The organism is Streptomyces sp. UG1 (assembly GCF_049974585.1).
Taxonomy (GTDB): domain Bacteria; phylum Actinomycetota; class Actinomycetes; order Streptomycetales; family Streptomycetaceae; genus Streptomyces.
Map to the genome: position 1 here is coordinate 44,230 of NZ_JBNGGG010000035.1, position 20,778 is coordinate 65,007.

General features: G+C 70.0%; 23 protein-coding genes. 13 read left to right on the forward strand and 10 right to left on the reverse strand.

Annotated elements, in window-relative coordinates; genetic code table 11:
* The first annotated feature begins 28 nt into the window (after window positions 1–28).
* Together ACP4J3_RS33965 and ACP4J3_RS33970 are read left to right on the forward strand one after the other, a co-directional pair.
* Window positions 29–466, forward strand: a complete 438-nt coding sequence (locus ACP4J3_RS33965; RefSeq protein WP_426540085.1) for a MarR family winged helix-turn-helix transcriptional regulator — start codon at window positions 29–31, stop codon at window positions 464–466.
* A gap of 27 nt (window positions 467–493) precedes the next feature.
* Window positions 494–1,846 (forward strand): MFS transporter, encoded by a 1,353-nt coding sequence (locus ACP4J3_RS33970; protein WP_426540087.1) that lies wholly within the window; start codon window positions 494–496, stop codon window positions 1,844–1,846.
* Between the two features lie 15 nt (window positions 1,847–1,861).
* Here ACP4J3_RS33970 and ACP4J3_RS33975 read toward each other — a convergent pair whose 3' ends face one another.
* Together ACP4J3_RS33975 and ACP4J3_RS33980 are read right to left on the reverse strand one after the other, a co-directional pair.
* Window positions 1,862–2,455 (reverse strand): Uma2 family endonuclease, encoded by a 594-nt coding sequence (locus tag ACP4J3_RS33975; RefSeq protein ID WP_426540089.1) that lies wholly within the window; start codon window positions 2,453–2,455, stop codon window positions 1,862–1,864.
* 72 nt (window positions 2,456–2,527) lie between these two features.
* Window positions 2,528–3,085 (reverse strand): GNAT family N-acetyltransferase, encoded by a 558-nt coding sequence (locus ACP4J3_RS33980; protein ID WP_426540091.1) that lies wholly within the window; start codon window positions 3,083–3,085, stop codon window positions 2,528–2,530.
* Between the two features lie 25 nt (window positions 3,086–3,110).
* On the opposite strand from ACP4J3_RS33980, the gene thpR reads away from it, so the two are divergent.
* Window positions 3,111–3,683: an RNA 2',3'-cyclic phosphodiesterase gene (thpR, locus tag ACP4J3_RS33985; RefSeq protein ID WP_426540093.1), complete on the forward strand. Its 573-nt coding sequence runs from the start codon at window positions 3,111–3,113 to the stop codon at window positions 3,681–3,683.
* A gap of 116 nt (window positions 3,684–3,799) precedes the next feature.
* On the opposite strand, the gene ACP4J3_RS33990 is transcribed toward thpR, so the two are convergent.
* Window positions 3,800–5,989 carry an FAD-binding protein gene (locus ACP4J3_RS33990; protein WP_426540095.1) on the reverse strand — a complete coding sequence of 730 codons (2,190 nt, stop codon included), beginning with the start codon at window positions 5,987–5,989 and terminating at the stop codon, window positions 3,800–3,802.
* A gap of 162 nt (window positions 5,990–6,151) precedes the next feature.
* Here ACP4J3_RS33990 and ACP4J3_RS33995 point away from each other — a divergent pair, with 162 nt between their 5' ends.
* The gene (locus tag ACP4J3_RS33995) at window positions 6,152–6,958 is read left to right on the forward strand and encodes a class I SAM-dependent methyltransferase (protein WP_426540097.1); all 807 of its coding nucleotides are present in this window, start codon (window positions 6,152–6,154) and stop codon (window positions 6,956–6,958) included.
* Window positions 6,959–6,986: 28 nt separating this feature from the next.
* Here the strand turns inward: ACP4J3_RS33995 and ACP4J3_RS34000 are convergent, their stop codons facing one another.
* A complete protein-coding gene (locus ACP4J3_RS34000; protein WP_426540099.1) occupies window positions 6,987–7,979 on the reverse strand; it encodes an aldo/keto reductase in 993 nt (330 codons plus the stop codon).
* 143 nt (window positions 7,980–8,122) lie between these two features.
* Here ACP4J3_RS34000 and ACP4J3_RS34005 point away from each other — a divergent pair, with 143 nt between their 5' ends.
* Entirely contained in the window at window positions 8,123–9,055 is a 933-nt protein-coding gene (locus ACP4J3_RS34005) for a nuclear transport factor 2 family protein (protein WP_426540101.1), read from the forward strand.
* Between the two features lie 75 nt (window positions 9,056–9,130).
* Here the strand turns inward: ACP4J3_RS34005 and ACP4J3_RS34010 are convergent, their stop codons facing one another.
* Window positions 9,131–9,724, reverse strand: a complete 594-nt coding sequence (locus ACP4J3_RS34010) for a Uma2 family endonuclease (RefSeq protein WP_426540103.1) — start codon at window positions 9,722–9,724, stop codon at window positions 9,131–9,133.
* Window positions 9,725–9,815: 91 nt separating this feature from the next.
* On the opposite strand from ACP4J3_RS34010, the gene ACP4J3_RS34015 reads away from it, so the two are divergent.
* Window positions 9,816–10,565, forward strand: coding sequence for an aminoglycoside adenylyltransferase family protein (locus ACP4J3_RS34015; protein ID WP_426540105.1), 750 nt, complete (start codon window positions 9,816–9,818; stop codon window positions 10,563–10,565).
* Here the strand turns inward: ACP4J3_RS34015 and ACP4J3_RS34020 are convergent.
* Entirely contained in the window at window positions 10,553–11,227 is a 675-nt protein-coding gene (locus ACP4J3_RS34020; RefSeq protein ID WP_426540107.1) for an SGNH/GDSL hydrolase family protein, read from the reverse strand. The genes ACP4J3_RS34015 and ACP4J3_RS34020 overlap by 13 nt on opposite strands.
* Window positions 11,228–11,372: 145 nt before the next feature.
* Here ACP4J3_RS34020 and ACP4J3_RS34025 point away from each other — a divergent pair, with 145 nt between their 5' ends.
* The 3 genes from ACP4J3_RS34025 (at window position 11,373) to ACP4J3_RS34035 (ending at window position 13,585) form a co-directional block, all read left to right on the forward strand.
* Window positions 11,373–12,344, forward strand: coding sequence for a WD40 repeat domain-containing protein (locus ACP4J3_RS34025; protein WP_426540109.1), 972 nt, complete (start codon window positions 11,373–11,375; stop codon window positions 12,342–12,344).
* Window positions 12,345–12,410: 66 nt separating this feature from the next.
* Complete coding sequence (locus tag ACP4J3_RS34030) at window positions 12,411–13,037, forward strand: hypothetical protein (protein ID WP_426540111.1); 627 nt, start codon at window positions 12,411–12,413, stop codon at window positions 13,035–13,037.
* Window positions 13,034–13,585 carry a hypothetical protein gene (locus tag ACP4J3_RS34035; protein ID WP_426540113.1) on the forward strand — a complete coding sequence of 184 codons (552 nt, stop codon included), beginning with the start codon at window positions 13,034–13,036 and terminating at the stop codon, window positions 13,583–13,585. Before ACP4J3_RS34030 ends, ACP4J3_RS34035 begins: the two co-directional genes overlap by 4 nt.
* Here the strand turns inward: ACP4J3_RS34035 and ACP4J3_RS34040 are convergent.
* Window positions 13,582–14,022 carry a PPOX class F420-dependent oxidoreductase gene (locus ACP4J3_RS34040; RefSeq protein ID WP_426540115.1) on the reverse strand — a complete coding sequence of 147 codons (441 nt, stop codon included), beginning with the start codon at window positions 14,020–14,022 and terminating at the stop codon, window positions 13,582–13,584. The two genes, ACP4J3_RS34035 and ACP4J3_RS34040, sit on opposite strands and share 4 nt — an antisense overlap.
* A 31-nt stretch (window positions 14,023–14,053) precedes the next feature.
* A complete protein-coding gene (locus tag ACP4J3_RS34045) occupies window positions 14,054–14,845 on the reverse strand; it encodes a TetR/AcrR family transcriptional regulator (RefSeq protein ID WP_426540117.1) in 792 nt (263 codons plus the stop codon).
* A 141-nt stretch (window positions 14,846–14,986) separates the two neighbouring features.
* On the opposite strand from ACP4J3_RS34045, the gene ACP4J3_RS34050 reads away from it, so the two are divergent.
* The 4 genes from ACP4J3_RS34050 to ACP4J3_RS34065 all read left to right on the forward strand — a co-directional run bounded on the left by ACP4J3_RS34050 (window position 14,987) and on the right by ACP4J3_RS34065 (window position 19,491).
* The gene (locus ACP4J3_RS34050) at window positions 14,987–16,024 is read left to right on the forward strand and encodes an ATP-binding cassette domain-containing protein (protein ID WP_426540119.1); all 1,038 of its coding nucleotides are present in this window, start codon (window positions 14,987–14,989) and stop codon (window positions 16,022–16,024) included.
* Window positions 16,021–16,848, forward strand: coding sequence for an ABC transporter permease (locus ACP4J3_RS34055; protein WP_426540121.1), 828 nt, complete (start codon window positions 16,021–16,023; stop codon window positions 16,846–16,848). The genes ACP4J3_RS34050 and ACP4J3_RS34055 overlap by 4 nt, the downstream gene beginning before the upstream one ends.
* Before the next feature lie 123 nt (window positions 16,849–16,971).
* Complete coding sequence (locus tag ACP4J3_RS34060) at window positions 16,972–18,507, forward strand: cellulase family glycosylhydrolase (RefSeq protein ID WP_426540123.1); 1,536 nt, start codon at window positions 16,972–16,974, stop codon at window positions 18,505–18,507.
* A gap of 375 nt (window positions 18,508–18,882) precedes the next feature.
* Window positions 18,883–19,491, forward strand: coding sequence for a hypothetical protein (locus tag ACP4J3_RS34065; RefSeq protein WP_426540125.1), 609 nt, complete (start codon window positions 18,883–18,885; stop codon window positions 19,489–19,491).
* A gap of 94 nt (window positions 19,492–19,585) precedes the next feature.
* Here the strand turns inward: ACP4J3_RS34065 and ACP4J3_RS34070 are convergent, their stop codons facing one another.
* Complete coding sequence (locus ACP4J3_RS34070) at window positions 19,586–20,170, reverse strand: TerD family protein (RefSeq protein ID WP_426540127.1); 585 nt, start codon at window positions 20,168–20,170, stop codon at window positions 19,586–19,588.
* A 144-nt stretch (window positions 20,171–20,314) separates the two neighbouring features.
* Entirely contained in the window at window positions 20,315–20,761 is a 447-nt protein-coding gene (locus ACP4J3_RS34075) for a hypothetical protein (protein WP_426540129.1), read from the reverse strand.
* Window positions 20,762–20,778 lie beyond the last annotated feature (17 nt).

Sequence of the window (20,778 nt, forward strand, 5' to 3'; positions counted from 1 at the left end):
GGCAGAGTAATGAGGTATGCTAAAGAGCATGTCGGACCTTACCCATGGCGACGACGCTGCCGCCGTGAACTCTCTGCGCTCCGCCGTGATGCGACTGTCGCGCCGGCTCAAGCACCAGCGGGTCGACGAGTCGCTGAGCCCCACCGAGATGTCGGTGCTGGGCACCCTCTCCCTCTGCGGCCGGGCCACCCCCGGTGAGCTGGCCCGCAAGGAGCATGTGCAGCCGCCGTCGATGACCCGCATCGTCGCCCTGCTGGAGGCCAAGGGACTGGTCCGCCTGGAGCCGCACCCCGAGGACCGGCGCCAGAAGGTCGTCACGAAGACCGAGCAGGCCGAGGCGATGCTCGAGGAGAGCCGCCGCAAGCGCAACGCCTTCCTGGCCACCCTGGTCGAGGGTCTCGACGAGGACGAGTGGGCGAAACTGCGCGCCGCCGCCCCCGTGCTGGACAAGCTCGCACACCTGTAAGCCGTTTTCGCGAGGAGGCGAACCCTTTTGAGTCCGGGACCCGGAGCAGCTTCCGCACCCGCACCGACCACCCCCTCTACCTCCGTTGACCGCAAGTCCTCGATGTTCAGCTCGCTGAAGGTCAGGAACTACCGCCTCTTCTTCCTCGGCCAGGTCGTCTCCAACACCGGCACCTGGATGCAGCGCATCGCCCAGGACTGGCTGGTGCTCACCCTCACCGGCTCCTCGGCCGCCGTCGGCATCACCACGGCCCTGCAGTTCCTGCCGATGCTGCTCTTCGGCCTCTACGGCGGCGTCCTCGTCGACCGGCTGCCCAAGCGCCGTGCGCTGCTGGTCACCCAGTCCTCGATGGCGGTCACCGGCATCGCGCTCGCCGTCCTCACCCTCACCGGACAGGTCCAGGTCTGGCACGTCTACCTCGCCGCCTTCGCCGTCGGCCTCGCCACGGTCGTCGACAACCCGGCCCGCCAGTCCTTCGTCAGCGAGATGGTCGGCCCCGACCAGCTCCAGAACGCGGTCAGCCTCAACAGCGCGAACTTCCAGTCGGCCCGCCTGATCGGCCCCGCCGTGGCCGGCCTGATGATCACCGGCGTCGGCACCGGCTGGGCGTTCCTCGCCAACGGCCTGTCCTTCGTCGCGCCCATCACCGGACTGCTGCTGATGCGGGCGCGTGAGCTGTACGCCGTCGAGCGGGCGCCGCGCGGCAAGGGGCAGATGCGGGAGGGACTGCGTTATGTGGCCGGGCGCCCGGAGCTGATCTGGCCGATCGTGCTCGTCGGGTTCGTCGGCACCTTCGCCTTCAACTTCCCGGTGTACCTCTCGGCCTTCGCGGACGACGTCTTCCACGCGGGAGCCGGCTCCTACAGCATGTTCAACACCCTGATGGCGGTCGGCTCGGTGACCGGCGCCCTGCTCGCCGCCCGGCGGGGTACCGCCCGGATGCGCGTGCTGATCGCGGCGGCGGTGCTCTTCGGCGCGCTGGAGATCGCGGCGGCGATGACCCCGTCCCTGTGGCTCTTCGCCCTGCTGATGGTCCCGCTCGGCCTGTTCGGCATGACGATCAACGTCACCGCCAACACCGGCATACAGATGGCCACCGACCCGGCCATGCGCGGTCGGGTGATGGCCCTGTACATGATGGTCTTCCTGGGCGGCTCCCCGGTCGGCGCCCCGATCGTCGGCTGGATCACCGACACCTACGGCGCCCGGGTCGGCCTCGCCGCCGGCGGCGCGATCGCGGCGGTCGCGGCGGCGGTGGTCGGCCTGATCCTGGCGCGGGTGGGCGGACTGCGCATGTCGGTGGGCTGGCACCACGGGCATCCGCGGGTGCGGTTCGTGCCGCGGGAGCGACGGGAGGAGCGGCCGGTGGCGGTGGCGTAGGGGGGCGCGTCCAGGTCAGTCGCGGGCGAACTCGTCGGTCTTGAGGACGAGGCCGACCGGGGTGCCGGTCAGGTCGATCTCGTCACCGAAGCCGAGTTTGACCGTGACGTGGTACTCGCCGTCCTTCGGCAGGGTGTGCAGGTGCCACTCACCGGTGTACGGATTCACGATCAGGTACGCAGGTACTTCGGCGAGGGCGTAGGCGGTCTTCTTGGGGCCGTAGTCGTTGGCCTTGGTGTCCTTGGAGATGACTTCGGCGACGAACTCGACGTCCTCGTACCGCCAACGGCCCTTGTCGTCCTTCTGGGCGCCCTCCGCGAGAGCCGTCACGTCGGTGGCGAACCCATTGAGATGCCCGGGATAGTCGATGCGGACGTCGGACTTGACGCGCTTGCGCGGGTACTTGGTGCGCAGTTGGTCGTAGATGTCCGCGATGATGTCCCAGTGGCTGTCCCGCTGCGGCGACATGAAGATGTGCCCCCCGACGATCTCGGTCTTGTAACCCTCGGGGACCGGCATCTTCTCCAGCCACTCGAACATCATGTCGAGCGTGAGCTCATCACCGCTGTTGGCCATCTCGATCTCGATCCTGTCTTCGAGGACGGTCATCGTGGCGCTCCTCCCCGGCTGCCGCTCGGTCACGGGCAGCCGCGCAGTACAACGATACGCACGGTGACCGGGTCACGTGTGATCATGGTCACCCGCACGGCTCCGAGGGGGTGACACCCTCCGGGCCAGCACCTGCCCCGGCCAGCCGTCCTTCCCCGTGTAGGTCTCGGTCCGGACGAAGCCCTGGCTCTCGTAGTAGCGCACGAGCTTGCCGTCGTCGCCCGCGTAGCAGTCCACCCGCAGCAGCGAGACGCCCGCCCGCCGGGTCACCTCGGCGGCGTGCGCGAGCAGGGCGCTGCCGGCCCCGTGCCCCTGGAAGCGGCGGTCGGAGGCGAGCCAGTGGATGTACCGCTCGGGCTCGCCGGGCGCCGGGAGATGGGCCAGGTAGGCGCCGGGGGAGTCGGTGAGGGTGAGGGTGGCGGCCGGCACGCAGTCGACCTCGGCGATGAACACGGCGCCCTCGTCCATGTTCCGGGTCACCGACTCCACGGTCCGCGGGCTCCGCGACAGCGGCTCCGTCCCCCACTGCCCCGTACGGCCCTGCGAGACCAGCCACTCCACGCAGCTGTCGAGCATGGCGAGTATCGCGGGGAGGTCGTCGGGCCCGCCTTCTCTGATCGTGATCGTCATCGCCCCATGGTGCCAGGCTGGGTACATGAGACTCTTCGCCGCCGTCCTGCCCCCCGAGGAAGTGGTCCAGGAACTGGCCCTGGAAGTGACCGCACTGCGCAAGCTGCCCGGCGCGGACGGCCTGCGCTGGACCGGCCGCCCGGGATGGCACTTCACCCTCGCCTTCTACGGCGAGGTCGACGAGGCCCTCGTCCCCGACCTGTCGGCCCGCCTGGAGCGCGCCGCGCACCGCACCGAGCCCTTCCGCCTTGCGCTGCGCGGCGGCGGCCAGTTCGGGCGCGGGCGTGCCCTGTGGACCGGGGCGGAGGGCGATCTGGCGACCCTGCGCCTGCTGGCGGACCGGAGCGAGGCGGCGGGGCGCAAGGCCGGGGTCGACATGGGCGAGCACCGCCGCTACAAGGCCCACCTGACGGTGGCGCGGAGCCGGGCGGCGCATGACGTACGACCGTATGTGGCGGCCCTGGACATGTTCACGAGCCGCACCTGGACGGTGGACGGGCTGATGCTGGTGCGCAGCAACCTGCCGAAGTCCGGGGTGGCGGGCGAGCAGCCCCGTTACGAGGCGGTCGCCCGCTGGCCGCTCGGAGGGGGCGGTTAGGCTCGGACACGTGGACCCGAAGACCCGTAACCGGATCATGGCCGGTGTGCTCGTGCTGATGTTCGTCGTCGTCGCCCTGGCCTCGGCGCTCGGCAGGTGAGCGCGGCGCGGCCCGCTCATGCCGTGCCGAAGACACCGTCCGGATCGAGGCGCCGGCGCAGTTCCGTCAGCCGGGCGTGGGCCGGGGTGCCGTACGCCTCGGGCAGGCGGGCCCGGTCGTCCCGGTCGAGGAAATTGATGTAGACCCCCTCTTCGTACGGCGTGAGGGCGGTGACGAAGTCCCGCGCCCAGGCCCGCTCGACGGCGCCGAGGGAGTCGTCCTGCCGGGGCAGCCACACCGCGTTGACGTTGAGGTGGTGGGGCACGGTGCGGTGGGCGAAGGCGGTGGCGGCGGGGTCGGTCTCGGCGACGGCGCCGCCGAGGTGGAACAGGATCGCGTAGCTGCGCGTGGAACGGTGCCGGCCGGCGTGCTCGGTCATGGTGTCGATCACCTCGTCGTCCAGCTCCCGCAGGCCGGTCGACTTCCAGTAGTAGTGCCAGCCGGCCGGGACGACTGTGTCGAACATCGACTGGAGTGCCGTATAGGGGCGCCGACGGACCAGGTCCAGCAGGGGGCGGCCCAGCGCACGGAACGGAGCCAGCAGCCGCTCCGCCGTCTCACCCTCGGCCAGCGCCAGCATGGTGATCATGCAGACCGGGCGGCCGTGTGTCTCGACCGGCAGGAAGGGCGCGGCGGGCGCGCGGCGCAGCGTTACGACGGTGGCGACCTCGGGCGGTGCGCCGGCGGCGTGCTCCCGGTAGGCGCGCAGGACGGCGGGGGCGTCCTCGAGCGGCCAGAGGACCGGCCCGGCGAGCACTTCCGGGCCCACCGGGTGCAGCCGGTACGTGAAGGAGGTGACCGCGCCCAGCCCGCCCCCGCCGCCCCGCAGCCCCCAGAACAGCTCCGGCTCGTCGTGCTCGCCGGCGGTCAGGAGCCGTCCGTCGGCGGTGATCAGCTCGGCCCGGGTCAGGTTGTCGACCGTCAGACCGTGGCGGCGCATCAGCCAGCCCAGACCGCCGCCCAGGGTGAGCCCCGAGATCCCGGTGTGGGAGACGACCCCTCCGGTCACCGCGAGCCCGAACGCCTGGGTGGCGGTGTCGAGCTCGCCCCAGAGCGTGCCCGGCCCGGCGGTCACCGTGCGCCGGGCCGGATCCACGCTCAGGCTCTTCATCGCGGAGAGGTCGACGACCAGACCGTCGTCGCACACCGCGTTCCCGGCCACGCCGTGCCCGCCGCCCCGCACGGTGACGGCCAGCCCTCGCCCGCGGGCGAACCCGATGGCGGCGGCCACGTCGGAGGCGGAGAGACAGCGGGCGATGAAGCGCGGGCGGCGGTCGACGGCGCCGTTCCACACGGCGCGTACGGCGTCGTAGTCCGCGTCGCGCGGGGTGACCAGACGGCCGCTGAAACCGGGGATGGTGGTGGAGCGGGTCGCCCCGCGCGGCACCGTGCGCCAGGGCGGGTCGCGACGCCCGTCCGCGGCGGACGGCACCGCCTCCGGGGGCAGCGGCTGCGGACCACCCGGCGCGCGGCGGTGCTCGGCCCGGCGCCGGGCCCGCGCCTGCGGGTAGGAGTTCCAGGTGGGCAGCGCCCGCCGCAGGTCGCGCGGGCCCTCGACCCGGATCGCGCCGGACTTCAGCGCCGCGGACCACTCGACCAGGCCGAGATGCCAGCGCGCGAAGGCCAGCGGATCGTCGACGGTGACGACCAGGTCGTCACCGAATCCCGGGTCGAACCCGCAGACCTCGCCCCGGCCCTGCTCCAGCAGCAGCCATACGCGGGTGAGGGCGCCGGGGACGGCGCGGACGCCGGAGGGCCGGGAGCCGTCGGCCGCTGCGGAGCCGTCGGCCGCGAACTCGAACCGCACCACCACCCGCCGCTCGGGCAGCAGGTCGCGGCGCAGCGACGACTGGCACCAGGACCACACCACCAGGTCCGGATCGGCGTCCTCGGCGGTGACGTCCATCCAGCGCTCCGCCCAGTCGCCGAGCGCCTGGAGCACCGGCCACAGCTCCCGGCCCGACGGGGTGGGCAGGTAGTACGAGCCCCGGCCGTCCGGCTTGGGGCGGACCGCGACGACACCGGCGTGCTCCAGCTCCCTGAGCCGCCGGGCCAGCAGCGCGCGCGACAGGCCGGGGGCGCCGGCCGCGATCTCGTTGAAGGTACGGCAGCCCAGCAGCACGTTGCGCAGGATGATCGGCGTCCACCGCTCGGCGATGAGCCCGGAACCTCTCGCGATGGGGCAGAACTGCCCGTAACTGCGCACGCCACCAGTGTCGGACCGGGGCAGCGGGACGACCAGTTCTGTTTCTGAACCGCGGGGGTTCACAGAGTGTCCTGGCCCGCTCCCGCCGCCCGGCCGACTCTCGAAGGAAAGAGGCTCGAAGGAACAGAGGCTCGAAGGAACAGAGGGAGAGGAGTGGACGCCATGACCACACGCATCGAGGCCGCCTGGGAGAAGTCCACCACCGCCGAGAACTACGAGCGCTACCTCGTCCCGGTGCTCTTCGAGCCGTGGGCGCGGACGCTGGTCGACCTCGTGGGCCCGCGGCCGGGTGAGCGGGTGCTCGACCTGGCCTGCGGGACGGGCGTGGTGGCCCGGAAGGCGGCTGCCGCGGTGGGGCCGACGGGCAGCGTCACGGGCGTCGACCTGAACGAGGACATGCTGAGCCTGGCCCGCCGGCACACCCCGTCGGGCGGTGCCCCGGTCACCTGGAAGCAGGCCGACGCGCTGGACACAGGCCTGCCCGGCGACGCCTTCGACGTCGGGTTCTGCCAGCAGGGGCTGCAGTTCTTCCCCGACCGGCTCCTGGCCCTGCGCGAACTGCACCGGGTGATGGCCCCCGGCGGCCGGGTCGCGCTCAGCGTCTGGTGCGACGACCGGTCACCGGGGTTCCACCCCTTCGAATCCGCCTTCGAGGAGACGCTGACGACACCTGGCCCGGCGGTACGGTTCCTGCACGCGATCTTCGACCTGGCCGACCCGGCGGAACTGCACCGCCTGATCACCGAGGCGGGCTTCACGAACGTGCGGGTCACCCGGGTCACCCGCACGGTCCGCTGCGCCTCGGCCCACGCCTGGGTCGAGGCCTTCCTCGACGCGGCACCGCTCCCGCCCATCCCCGAGCCCGAACGGGACACCGTCGCCTCGAAGGTGACGTGGCGTCTGACGCCGTGCGTGGCCAACGGGCTGGCGTTCCCGGTGGCGGCGAACGTGGCGCTGGCGGAGAGCTGAGCGGCGTTCGGTTCGGGGCCAGGGGCGCTTACCAGGCGAAGGCCTCCGGAGAGGGCCCCGGCCCCGGGAACACCTCGTCCAGCCCGGCCAGCAGCTCCTCGCTCAGCTCCAGTTCCGACGCGCGCAACGCGGACTCGAGCTGCCCGGCGGTGCGCGGGCCGACGATCGGGCCGGTGACGCCGGGCCGGGTCAGCAGCCAGGCCAGGGCGACCTCGCCGGGCTCCAGGCCGTGCTTGTCGAGCAGGTCCTCGTACGCCTGGATCTTCGCGCGTACGGCCGGGTCGGCGAGGGAGTCGGCGGCCCGCCCGGAGCTGCGCCGGCCGCCCTCGACCTCCTTCTTGATGACACCGCCGAGCAGCCCGCCGTGCAGCGGCGACCAGGGGATGACGCCGAGGCCGTAGTCCTGCGCGGCCGGGATGACCTCCATCTCGGCGCGGCGCTCGAAGAGGTTGTACAGGCACTGCTCGCTGACGAGGCCGATGGTGCCGCCGCGCCGGGCGGCGACCTCGTTGGCCTGGGCGATCTTGTACCCCGGGAAGTTGCTGGAGCCCACGTACAGGATCTTCCCCTGCTGGACCAGCACATCGATGGCCTGCCAGATCTCCTCGAAGGGAGTGGCGCGGTCGATGTGGTGGAACTGGTACACGTCGATGTAGTCGGTCTGAAGCCGCTTGAGCGACGCGTCCACGGCCCGCCGGATGTTGAGGGCGGACAGCTTGTCGTGGTTGGGCCAGGCCGCGCCGTCCGCGCCCATGTTGCCGTAGACCTTGGTGGCGAGGACGACCTTGTCGCGCCGCTCGCCGCCCTTGGCGAACCAGTTGCCGATGATGCTCTCGGTACGGCCCTTGTTCTCGCCCCAGCCGTACACGTTCGCCGTGTCGAAGTAGTTGATACCGGCGTCCAGCGCCGCGTCCATGATCGCGTGACTGTCCGCCTCGTCCGTCTGCGGACCGAAGTTCATGGTGCCGAGGACCAGCCGGCTGACCTTGAGTCCCGTGCGTCCGAGCTGCGTGTACTTCATGGTCAGCACGCTAGCGACGTGGAGTGCGCTCTAGGCAAGGGATCTTGACGCTAACTGGAAGTTAGTGCTTTCCTGTGGCGAGCATCAGCTTGAACTTTCAATATCCATCGATATCTCTCGACATCTCTTGGAGAGTGAGCAACGTGCCCCCCACCACGCCTGTCCGCCGGACGCTCGTGGCCGTACTGGCCTCCGCGGCCCTCCTGGGCGCCGCCACAGTCCCCGCCGCCGCGGCACCCTCCGTATCCGCCTCGGTCGGGTACGCCGGTTACGGCCAACACGCCCGCCTCGGCTACCAGAAGGCCGTCGCCGAGCGCGTGCTCAAGGGCGTGTTCGAGCAGGGCGACACCGAGGTCGTCGACCGTTACGTCCGCCCCGACTACATCCAGCACAACCCGCTCGCGCCGGACGGGGCGGAGACGCTGAAGAACCTGGGTGTCGCGATCCACCAGCAGTTCCCGGACGCCGCCTACGACATCAAGCGGGTCATCTCCGAGGGCGACCTGGTGCTGGTGCACTCGAACGTGGTGATGACACCGGGCACGCGTGGCACGGCCGTCTTCGACATCTTCCGCTTCCAGGACGGGAAGATCGCCGAGCACTGGGACGTCGGGCAGGAGGTCCCCGCGACGTCGGTGAACGGCAACGACATGTTCTCGACGGAGAGTTGGCCGCGGACCCAGCGGCCGGGGCCGGGGTGGCTGACCGCGTACAACAAGCGGCTCGTCACCAAGGCGTTCGACCAACTGCTCGTCCAGAAGGACCTGTCCGCGATCGACCGGTACTGGGGCCCCGAGTACCACCAGCACAACCCGACGATCGCGGACGGCGTGGCGGGCGTGAAGTCCGGGCTGGGCGGGTTCTTCGAGGCGTTCCCGCATCTGACGGTCACGCCGAAGCGGGTGATCGCGGAGGGCGACCTGGTGGCGGTCCACAGCCACTATGTGAACGCGCCGGGCGAGCGGGGGCAGGCGATCGTGGATCTGTTCCGGGTGCGGGGCGGGAAGATCGTGGAGCACTGGGATGTGATCCAGGACGTACCGGCGTCATCGGCGAACGACAACACCATGTTCTAGCGCGTCTGCGGATTGGAGCGTTTGGTCCCCCCTCCCGGCGCCGGGAGGGGGGACCTGGCGGCCCCGACGGTCGCGTCAGTCGCGGGGGAAGGCGTCGGTCTTGAGGACGAAGTCGACGACCGTGCCGGTCAGGTCGATGTCTGTGCCGAAGTCCACTGGCGTCCGGTCCTCGTAGTCGCCGTCCTTGGGGTCGGTGTAGACATAGCAGCGCCCCTGGTAGGGGTCGGCGATGACGTAGACGGGGACCTCGGCGACCGCGTAGGCAGTCTTCTTCGGCCCGTAGTCGTTGGCGGCGGCGCCCTCGGAGATGACCTCGGCGACGAACTCGACGTCCTGGTAACGCCAGTGGCCCGTGTCGTCCTTCTTCGCCGAGTCCTTGAGTAGGGCGATGTCCGGACAGAAGCCGTTCTCGTGGCCGGGGAAGTCGATGCGGACGTCCGTGAACACCCTGACCTTCCTCCCGAACCTGTCCTCGACGGCCCATAGGAACCGGCGGATGATTTCCCAGTGCGTATCCCGCTGCGGTGTCATGTGGACGTTGCCCCCGACGATCTCGACCCTGAATCCTTCGGGGACGGGCATCCGCTCAAGGCGCTCGAACCACTCGTCCAGGCGCTTGGTGTTGGCGTCGGCGTCGGCCATCTCGATCCTGTCTTCGAGGACGGTCATCGTGGCGCTCCTCCCCGGCTGCCCCACGGACAGGTGCAGCCGCGCAGTACAACGATACGCACAGTGACCGAGTCACGGAGAGGGAGCTCACATGCAGGCCCCGGGCGCCCAGGCCCTCCTCCCCGTCCTTCACCACACCCTCGGCACCGCCATCCTCGGCATCTACCTCCACGGCTCAGCCGCCCTCGGCGGCCTCCGCCCCCACAGTGACATCGACGTCCTGGTCGTCGTGCGCGAGCGCATGTCGCCGGATCAACGCCGGGCCCTGGTACGGGAGTTGATGGAGGTCTCCGGCGGTGGCTCCCGGCCCGTCGAGCTCATCGTCGTCGTACAGGACGATGTACGGCCCTGGCGCTACCCGCCCACCTGCGAGTTCCTGTACGGCGAATGGCTACGGGACGAGTACGAGCGCGGCGTCCTCCCGGCCCGCGAGCCCAGCCCGGACCTCGCGCCGCTGCTCACGATGGTCCTGTCCGCGAACGCCCCGCTGTACGGCCCCCCACCCGCCGATCTCCTCGACCCCGTCCCGCACGCCGACCTCAGGCGCGCCATCGTCGCCGCGGTGCCGGAGCTGCTCGCAGAGTTGGAGAGCGACACGCGCAACGTCCTGCTCACCCTCGCCCGGATCTGGGTCACCCTCGCCACGGGGACCGTCCGCTCCAAGGACGCGGCCGCCGACTGGGCCCTGGCCCGGCTCCCCGCCGAGCACCGCCCCGTCCTCGCGCACGCCCGCGCCGTCCACCTCGGTGAGCGGGACGAGTGCTGGGACGGCGCCCTGGCCCCGCTCATCCGCCCCTGTGCGGACTGTCTCGTCCGGGCCGTCGGGAGTCAGACCGCGTAGGGCTCGCCCAGGTCCCACGCCTGGTACATCGCCTCCGCGAACGCCTCCGCGATCCGGTGCTCGCCGTTCGCGTTCGGATGGGTGCCGTCGTAGGTGTCGAGATGGATGTCGTACGACGGGGGTGGCGAGGCGAGGAGCAGAGGCGAGCGGGGCTCGTCCAGGTCGGCCACCGCCTTCGCCAACAGTTCGTTGAAGCGGGCGACCTCGGCGGCGAAGGGAGCGTCCGACTCGGCGCGCACGTTGGGGATGACGGGGAGGACGACCATCCGTACGCGCGCGTTCGCCGCCCGCGCCCCGGCGATGAACTCCCGCACGTTCCCCGCCGTCTGCTCGGCGTTCGTGTAGAAGCCCAGGTCGATCAGGCCCAGCGACACCAGCAGCACATCCGCCCGGCAGGACCGCACCGCCTCGCCGATCAGCGGCGCCATGTGCAGCCAGCCCTCGCCCCAGCCGGCCAGATGGGCGCGGGGGAAGTCGGGGTCGGCGTACTCGTACGACGTGGGCGTGTCGGTCGCCTTGTCGTACAGCGTCTCGCGCGGGCCGACGAGGGCGAAGGGGCCGCCGTACGTATCGCGCAGGTGCTGCCACATGCGGTAGCGCCATGTGTGTTCGCCGGCGCTGCCGATGGTCATGGAGTCGCCGACGGGCATGAACCTGAGCATCCGCTCATGATGGACGATCACTACCGGGCGGTAGGGGCGGGAGGGGTGTGAAGCGCACCACGCTGTGAGGGGCCGCCCCCACCGCCCGCCTCGCCTTCGAACCGCCGAACCGCCGAATCGCCGGAGCGGATGGCAGTCTTGGGGCATGCGCCGACCGTTCGCCCTTCTCGCCGGGATCCTGCTCGTGGGTACCTGTGCCCTGCCCGCCTCCGCCGCCGACGGCGACGAGGGCTTCACGATCAAGGACCCGCGCATCACGGAGTCCAGCGGCCTCGCCGCCTCACGTCAGCACCCGGGCATCTACTGGACGCACAACGACCAGGACAAGGGCGCCTATCTCTACGCCGTGGACAGCAGCACCGGCGAGACGGTCGCGACGATCACCATGACGGGCGTCGGCACCCCGCGGGACGTGGAGGCGATCTCCATGGGTCCGAACAACGAGCTGTGGGTCGGCGACATAGGCGACAACGACGGCCTGCAGTGGCCGTATGTGTGGATCTACCGTCTCCCCGAGCCCAAGACCCTCAAGGACCAGACGATCCGGGCCACGCAGTACGTGGTGAAGTACTCCGACGGCAGCCGCGACGCCGAGTCGATGGCCGTGCACCCCAAGACCGGACGGGTGTACATCATCGACAAGCAGGAGGAGGGCGGCCACCTGTACGAGGGGCCGGCCGAGCTCTCCCCCTCGGGCGCCAACGTCTTCAAGCCCACGGTCCCCGTCGACCTGTGGGCCACCGACGCCGCCTTCTCCCCGGACGGCGGCACGCTCGCCGTACGCGGCTACCTGGGCGGCATCGCGTACGACTGGAACGGCGGCAAGCTCAAGCGCCTGGATCGCATCAGCGTGCCCCTCGGCACCCAGGGCGAGTCCGTCACCTACACCCCCGACGGCACCAAACTCCTACTCGGCAGCGAAGGCGCCGACAGCGAGGTGGTGGCCAAGGACGCCCCCGCCGCCGGGTCCTCCGACTCCTCCTCCGGCAGCGGCAGTTCGGCCTCCTCCGACGACGACGGCAACGGCCCCGACGGCAACCTCAAGGTCGGCGCCTTAGCCGTGGTCGTCGCGTGTGTCGTCCTGTTCGGGCTGCGGCGGCTGTTCCGACGGGGGTGAGCCGGGGGCTGATAGCTTCACCGGGGCCCAGGACGCGATCTTGTACGAAGGTTCAACCGTCTCCTCATGGACAATCCACCCATAGCACCCGACACCGCGCAGGTGCTCAAACACAACCGCACGCTGCTCCACCGGCACATGGCCACGCGCCTCACGCTGGCCGTCGCCCTCTTCGCCGTGCCGTATGTGGCGCACCTGGTCGGTTATGACGCCGCCATGCCCGCGTTCGCCGTCCCGGGCGGCTTCTTGGTGCTGATCTTTCTCCTGCTCCGGTTGCGCCACGGGTCGCGGCTCAAGGTGTGCGAGAAGGTACTGCGCACCTACCCCCTGGAGTACCGCACGCGGGTGTCCAAGAAGAGCTCGGAGTGGAAGTACCTCGGCGATGTGTACACCGTCCGGCTCTCGGTGCGCGGGCAGCACGGTGCCCCGTCGCTGCGTGCGGTCAACGCCTCGACGGTGCGCGGCTGGCCGAAGGGGGCCGAGGAGGGCGGCGCCTGGTTCGCCGGTGACCCGGCCTTCGGCGGTGTCATGATCGTGCCGGGGAGCAACGCCATGCTCTTCGTGCAGCCCACGCCCTGGGCGAAGTACGAGCAGGAGCGCGCGCAGGCCGGTCCGCAGCGCGCGGCGCTTGCCGAACAGGCCGGAATCTTCCGGCTGTTGGAGAGGGAACCGAACATCATGGTGGGCGGATGAAGCGCGTCCTCGGGTGGGTGTGCGGTGTCGCTCTCGCCCTCGTCGGCACGTTCTGGTTCGTCACCGCCACCGCCGACCTCGCGCTGTCGGCCGGGATCTACGGCACCGCGGGCACGTACCGGGTGGAGCGCTGCTACGACACCGACCTCAGCGGCAAGAACTCCGAGTACGACTGCCACGGGAGCTTCACGCCGGACGGCGGCACCGCTGCCGACGCGGAATACGTGCGCCTGGAGAGCACCGGACACGACTACCCCGACGGCTACGAGTTCGACGCACGGCAGGGCATCGAGCCGGACACGGTTCAGCGGGTCGGGTTCTGGGGCGTCGTGGGCGAGCTCTGGCAGGTCGCGGTCTGCGTGGTGATCCTCGCGGTTCTCGCGTACCAGGCGATCAAGCCGCGCGGGCAGGCCGCACGCCGCGAGTCCCACCGCCGCGAGCCGTCCCGGCGCCAGAAGGTCGCCGACCGGGTGGGCTACGCCGTCGTGGTCGCCCTCCCCGTGGCCGTCCTGAGCTGGATCGCCATGGTCGCCGAGCCGACGCCCTAGCGCATCTGGCCCTGTCCCTGAGCGGGACCCTCCAGCGGCCGTACCTCATAGTGCAGTGTCGCCGTCCCCATCAGCCGGTGCGTCAGGGGTACCACCACGCCCTGCAGGACGGGGTGCTTGTGGCGCAGGAGCTTCGCCGCGCGCTGGTCCTCCGCGCTGCCGGGGTCCAGCAGCCGGGCCCGGGCGTGGATCTCCGGGCCGGTGGTGCGGCCGCGGAAGGTGGCGGGGGCGACCTCGATCCCGGGATCGCGGCGCAGGCGTCTGACCTTGCCCGCCTTGCCCGGGGTGCGGAAGTACGCGTGGTCGCCGTCGACGGCGATGTTCACGGGGGTGCCGACGCCCGTGCCGTCCCCGCGATGGCTGGTGAGCAGCACGGCCCACTGCTTGACGAAGGGGGCGAGCTCGGGGACGGCGGGCTCGGTGCGCGGAGGGTTCATGTCTCCATGGAGGCACCGCCGGGCCCGCTTGTCATCCCTTCCCGCCCTGACCCTCCGTCCGTCGGGCGACGAAGGCCTCCAGCCCGTCCAGGATCCGCTGCAGCCCGAACTCGAAGTGGTCGAAGTCGGGGCCCCAGGTGTTCTCGTCGAGGGAGGCCATGAGGGGGTAGCGCCCGGTCGCCAGGACCTCCTCCAGGATGGGGGCCTGCGCCGCCCAGAACTCCGTGTCCGTCAGTCCCGTCCGGCGCTCCGCCTCCTGGTGGTAGAGCTGGGTGCGCGCCGCGCCGACCACATAGCCGTCGATCATGATGATCGCGGAGACCAGCTCGACGTCGGGCAGGCCCATCGGACGGATGCGTGAGAGCACCTTCTCCATGCCGTCCAGGGCGCTCGGGCCGAGGATCGGGCGGGACTGGTTGACCTGGAGCAGCCAGGGGTGGCGGCGGTAGAGGTCGAGGGTCGCGCGGCCCAGCGCCTCCAGCGCCGAGCGCCAGCCGCCGTCGCCGAGGTCGGCCGGGTTCTCCGAGGGGCGCTGGACGCGGTCCAGCATCAGGTCGAGCAGTTCAGCCTTGCCGGGGACGTACCGGTACAGCGACATGGCGCCGGTGCCCAGCTCGGCGGCGACCCGGCGCATGGACACCGACTCCAGGCCCTCGGCGTCCGCGACCCGGACGGCCGCTTCCACGATCTTGTCCAGGGTGAGCGTCGGCTTGGGCCCCCGGCTCGGGCGCCGGCCCGTGTCCCACAGCAGCTCCAGCGTGCGGACGATGTCGCCGCTGCCGCTGGTCTCCGTACCGCTGGTGCCGCCCTTGCCGCTCGTCATGTGACTCAGCTTAAGTCCTCGGGAAAAAACTGGGTACGGTGTACTCGCAATCGGGTACGCTGTACTCAGTTTGTGGATCGATTTGTAGATCGATTTATGGATCGGTCTGTGGATCGCTTTATGGAGAGGGGGACCCGACCTATGGGTGACGACGGATACGCGGTACGGGCCGAGGGGCTGGAGAAGCGTTACGGCGAGAAGCGCGCGCTCGACGGCTTCGACCTGACCGTCCGCGAGGGCACGGTGCACGGCCTGCTCGGGCCGAACGGCGCGGGCAAGACCACCGCCGTACGCATCCTGTCCACGCTGATCAGGCTGGACGGCGGCCGCGCGACGGTGGCCGGCCTGGATGTGGCCCGGCAGTCGCGCGAAGTGCGGGCGCGCATCGGCCTCACCGGGCAGTACGCCGCGGTGGACGAGGTGCTCACCGGCCGGCAGAACCTGGAGATGTTCGGCCGGCTCTTCCACCTCGGCGGCAGGCGGGCCAAGCTGCGCGCCACCGAGCTGCTGGAGCAGTTCGACCTGACCGACGCCGGCGACAAGGGCGTCGGCAAGTACAGCGGCGGCATGCGGCGCCGCCTCGACCTCGCCGCCTCGATGATCCTCGCCCCGGCCGTCCTCTTCCTGGACGAGCCGACGACGGGGCTCGACCCGCGCAGCCGGGGTGAAGTCTGGGAATCGGTACGGGCGTTGGTGGCGAGTGGCACGACCGTACTGCTGACGACCCAGTACCTGGAGGAGGCCGACAAGCTGGCCTCGCACATCACCGTGATCGACCAGGGCCGGGCCATCGCCGACGACACCCCGAACGGACTGAAGGGCCTCGTCGGCGGCGACCGTATCGAGGTCGTGGTCGCCGAGCGGTCCGACATCCCGCGTGTGGTGAAGGCCGTGGCCCGGGTCTCGGACGGCGAACCCGAGGCGGACGAGGAGGAGTCGCGGGTGCACGCTCCGGTCGTCGACCGGGTCCTCGCCCTGACGGAGGTCGCGCGGACGCTGCAGGACGAGGGCGTCCAGGTCGAGGACATCGGGCTGCGCAGGCCGAGCCTCGACGACGTGTTCCTGCGCCTGACCGGACACCGCACCGAGAAAGCCGGGCAGAACGGGCAGACCGATCAGACCGATCAGAGCGCGAAGGCCGCGAAGGCCGAGAAGACCGCGAAGGGGGCCGTCGCATGACCGCCGTAGACCTGACCGTCCCGGCCGAGCGCGGCCGCCTGTACTGGACCCTCGCCGACGTCTGGAACATCGTCCGCCGCGGCCTGACCCACTACCAGCGCCAACCGATCAACATCGCCTGGCAGTTGGGCTTCCCGATCCTGTCCGTCCTGCTCTACGGCTATGTCTTCGGCAGCGCGATGAAGCCGCCCGGCGGTGGGGACTACACGCCCTTCCTGATGCCGGGCATGTTCGTGATGACGATGGCGTTCGGCTTCATCAACACCGCCACACTCGTCGTCTACGACTCGACGAAGGGCGTGATCGACCGTTTCCGCTCCATGCCGATGGCCTCCTCCGCGGTGGTCGCCGGGCGCGGGATCACCGATCTGCTCGCCGCCTGCGCGGAGCTGGCGATCATGATGCTGACCGCCTTCGCGATGGGCTGGCGGCCGGACGGCGGGCTCGGCTTCCTCGGCGCCTTCGGTCTGCTGCTGTGGCTGCGGTTCGCGCTGATCTGGATCGGGGTGTGGCTGGGCCTGCTGGTCCCCAACCCGGAGGCCGCGGGCGGCCTGTTCGCCGTCGCCTTCCCGATCACGATGATCTCCAGCATCTTCGTCGCGCCGGTGCAGATGCCCGACTGGCTCGGCTGGGTGGCGGCCTGGAACCCGATCTCCTCGACGGCGGCGGCCACCCGCGAGCTGTTCGGGGTGCCGGCCGGGGTCGTGGCCGGGGACTCCTGGGTCGAGCAGCACGCGCTGTTGATGGCCGGGGTGTGGCCGGTGATCCTGACGGCGATCTTCCTGCCGCTGGCGGTGCGCAGGTTCCAGAAGCTGAGCCGGTGACGTCGTAAACGTAAAGCCGCCGTAGTTCTTGACGTGTTCATGTGACCCGACTTCCATGGAGGTGCGGGAGGTGGGAGCGCTCCCATCCGTTCCGGGCCCGCGCCTCCGAGAGGAAGCAGCGACATGTTCCGCAGCTTGCGAAGAGCGCTGTGCGTGGTGGCCGCGGCGCTCCTGTTGCCGCTGGCCGGGGCCGGAGCGCAGCCGGCCCACGCCGCCGGGCCCGGCGCCGCACCGGCCGCCGAGGCGGGCGCCGGCTACTGGCACACCAGCGGCCGGCGGATCCTGGACGCGGCCGGGCAGCCGGTCCGGATCGCCGGGATCAACTGGTTCGGCTTCGAGACCGGCAACCACGTCGTCCACGGCCTGTGGACCCGCGACTACAAGAGCATGCTCGACCAGATCGAGTCGCTGGGCTACAACACCCTCCGCCTCCCCTTCAGCGACGACATCCTGCGGCCCGGCACCATGCCGGACAGCATCAACTTCGCCGACGGCAAGAACGCCGATCTGCGAGGGCTGACGTCCTTGCAGGTGATGGACAGGATCGTGGCGTACGCCGGTCAGGTCGGCCTGAAGATCGTCCTGGACCGGCACCGGCCGGACGCGGGCGGCCAGTCGGCGCTCTGGTACACGGCCTCGGTGCCGGAGTCGACCTGGATCGCCAACCTGAAGACACTGGCCGAGCGTTACCGGAGCGACTCCACGGTCATCGGCATCGACCTGCACAACGAGCCGCACGATCCCGCCTGCTGGGGCTGCGGCGACACGGCGAGGGACTGGCGCCTGGCGGCCGAGCGTGCCGGCAACGCGGTCCTGTCCGTCAACCCAGACCTCCTGATCATGGTCGAGGGCGTCCAGTCGTACGACGGCGCGAACGGCTGGTGGGGCGGCAACCTGATGGGCGTGGCCCAGCACCCGGTGCGGCTCGACGTCCCGAACCGGCTGGTCTACTCGGCCCATGACTACGCGACCAGCGTGGCCCAGCAGCCCTGGTTCGGCGACCCGTCCTTCCCGGACAACATGCCCGGCGTCTGGGACCGGTACTGGGGCTACATCTTCAAGCAGGACATCGCCCCGGTCTGGCTCGGCGAGTTCGGTACGACCCTCCAGTCGACGGTGGACCAGAAGTGGCTGGCGGCGCTGGTGACGTATCTGCGCTCGACGTCGGTGTACGGCGCGGACTCCTTCCACTGGACGTTCTGGTCGTGGAACCCCAACTCCGGTGACACGGGCGGGATCCTTCGGGACGACTGGACGACGGTGGACACGGTGAAGGACGGCTACCTGGCGAGCATCAAGGCGCCGGGCTTTCCCGGAGGCGGGGGAGGCGAGCCGGATCCCGACCCGGGCGGCGGTACGGCTGCCTGCAGCGCCGCCTACGCCGTCAGCAGCGACTGGGGTGGTGGCTTCAACGCCGAGGTGAAGGTGACCAATACGGGGACGACGCCGGTCAACTCCTGGAAGGTGACCTGGACCTGGTCCGGGTCCCAGCGGGTGACGTCCATGTGGAACGCGACGTACACGCAGAGCGGAACGACGGTGACCGCGTCCAACGTCGCGCACAACGGGTCGGTGGCGGTGGGCGGTTCGGCGAGCTTCGGGTTCGGTGGGGCGCCTGGGGGTGGGGGTGTGCCGGTGGTGAGCTGCGCGGCGGCTTGATCGCCCAGCCCCCGAATGGAAATTGCCAGCGGCATGTTCACTCGTACGGCTGATCATGCGGCCGAACGGTCGCGGGACGTGTGTTCGCCCGATTACGTTCCGTCGCATGGTCAGTTCACAGCATGACGCCATACATCGGATCTTCCGACAGGAGCCGGATCTCTTAGCCCGCCTCGTGCCGGAGACGGGCGTCAAGTTCCCCGAGTACAGCTCGATCGAGCCGCTCGACACCGATCTCACCGAGATCAGGCCGTTGGAGCGCCGGGTGGACAGTTCTTCCGGGTCCGTACGGCCAACGACGAAGGCGGGTTTCTGCTCGCTGTCGAGTCGCAGACCAAGCCGGACCCGAGTAAGCACAACAGTTGGACGTACTACTTGGCTCACATTTACGCCAAGTACCGGTTGCCGCCGATTCTGGTGGTGGTGTGCCGGGACAAGAAGACGGCGGCGTGGGCGGAGGAACCCATCCGCATCGGGTGCAGCTTCCACACCAGCATGGAGGTATTTCCCTTGGTTCTCGGGCCGATCGGTGTGCGTCCGATCACCGACCCGGAGGAGGCGGCGAAGGACCTGGCCCTCACCACTTTCTCCATCCTCATTAACGCCAAGGACCCGGGCATCCTTGCGATACTGGACGCGGTGGCGCCGGTGCTGGGGCCCAACGCGGACTGGGCGGAGTACGTCGAGATCGGTCTGGACGAAGGTCCCGGCCGCGAACACTGGAGGGAACTCATGGCCGTCTACACCCCGAACTTCCCCGGCGGCGGCAGCGTGATGGAGGAGGCGTGGCGCGAGGTCCATGCCGACGGTGAGGCGAAGGGTGAGGCCAAGGCCATCCTTCGGGTTCTTGGCGCGCGGGGTGTCGAGGTCCCCGAGTCCGTCCGGGAGCGGGTCATGGCATGCGCCGACCTTGAGGTGCTGGAGACCTGGGTCGACCGCTCCTTGACGGTGACGAGCGCCGAGGAGTTGTTCGTCGAGGAGTGAAGCCGGAGGCGGAGCCGTCGACCCGGGCCGCTGACGAAGGGCGCCCCGCAGGATGTACTCCGCGGGGCGCCCTTCGCTGTAGTACGGGAGACTGCTACTTGCTGACGGCGAAGCGCATCAGGGCGTGCTCGTCACCCTGCTTGATCTTCCCCGTTTCATTGATCACTTCGAGTTTCCACGTGCCGCCGGCCCTTATCGCCTTGGCCACTGCGCAGGCGTTGTCCTGGGTGAGCAGGCTGGGCCAAATGTCGGCGACCTGCTGAGAGCTGCCTCCGGTCGCGTCATAGACCTTGAAGCTGATGTTGCGTGCCTTCTGGAAAGAACTGCCCTTCTTGTACGCGGCGGCCACGAACACGATCGACGTGATGCTGGACGGGAGCGAGGCGAACTCGACGGTTACCGTCTCGTCGTCCCCGTCCCCGTGTCCGGTCTGGTTGTCGCCGCTGTGGACCATCGAGCCGTTGCCCAGGGGGTCGAGGGAGTCGAGACCCGCGAGGCGCACCGGGTCCCCGTCATGCATGGCGATGGCGATCAGGTCGAGGTCGGTGCCCTTCTTCTGGCGCAGTTTGCCCAGCACCCCGCCGCTGGCGCCGACGGTGGGGTCCCAGGAGACCCCGATGGACATGTGGGTCACGCCGTCCAGGTCTGCCGGTCCGTCTTCCTTAGTGAGTGTGATCATGCGTGGGCCATCCCCTTGTCAAGGCGGTCTGATGACGAACGCCCGGCGGTCTGGTCGCCGGGCGCCCTCGTCGTCGTACGAATGTGAAACGCCGTACGGGAGGCTGTAGTTTCTCGATCACATGATCGACACGCTTGGGCAGTGTCAGTAGCAGTTACGGATCTTCCACACCGGAGACCAGTTGTACTGGCCACTGGCGTTGATCGGGACGTTCTTCAGCACGTTGCCGCTGGAGCCGTAGAACGTTGCGGTGGCGCGGCTGCCGGTCTGGTTGTTGTAGTAGTAGCCGGTCCCGTTCCAGTACGACAGGGAGTAGGTGCGGCACGTGTAGAGCTTGAACACCTTCCACGTGTCGGGCCTGGTGGGGTCGTTCACGGCAAGGCAGAGATTGCCCGAACCGCAGTTGGTGCTGTTCCCCTTCTTGACGTACGTGTACGGCGCGGACGGTGACACTGTCGGCGACTTGGCCGCCACCGTCTGGCCGTCCTTGGCCGACGCCGGAGCCTCCGCGGCGCTGGCGCCGGGGGCCAGGGCCGCGACCATGAGACCTGCGGCGGCAGCCGCCGTACCGAGAATCGAACGCGTGCGCATGTGTGTGAATCCCCCTA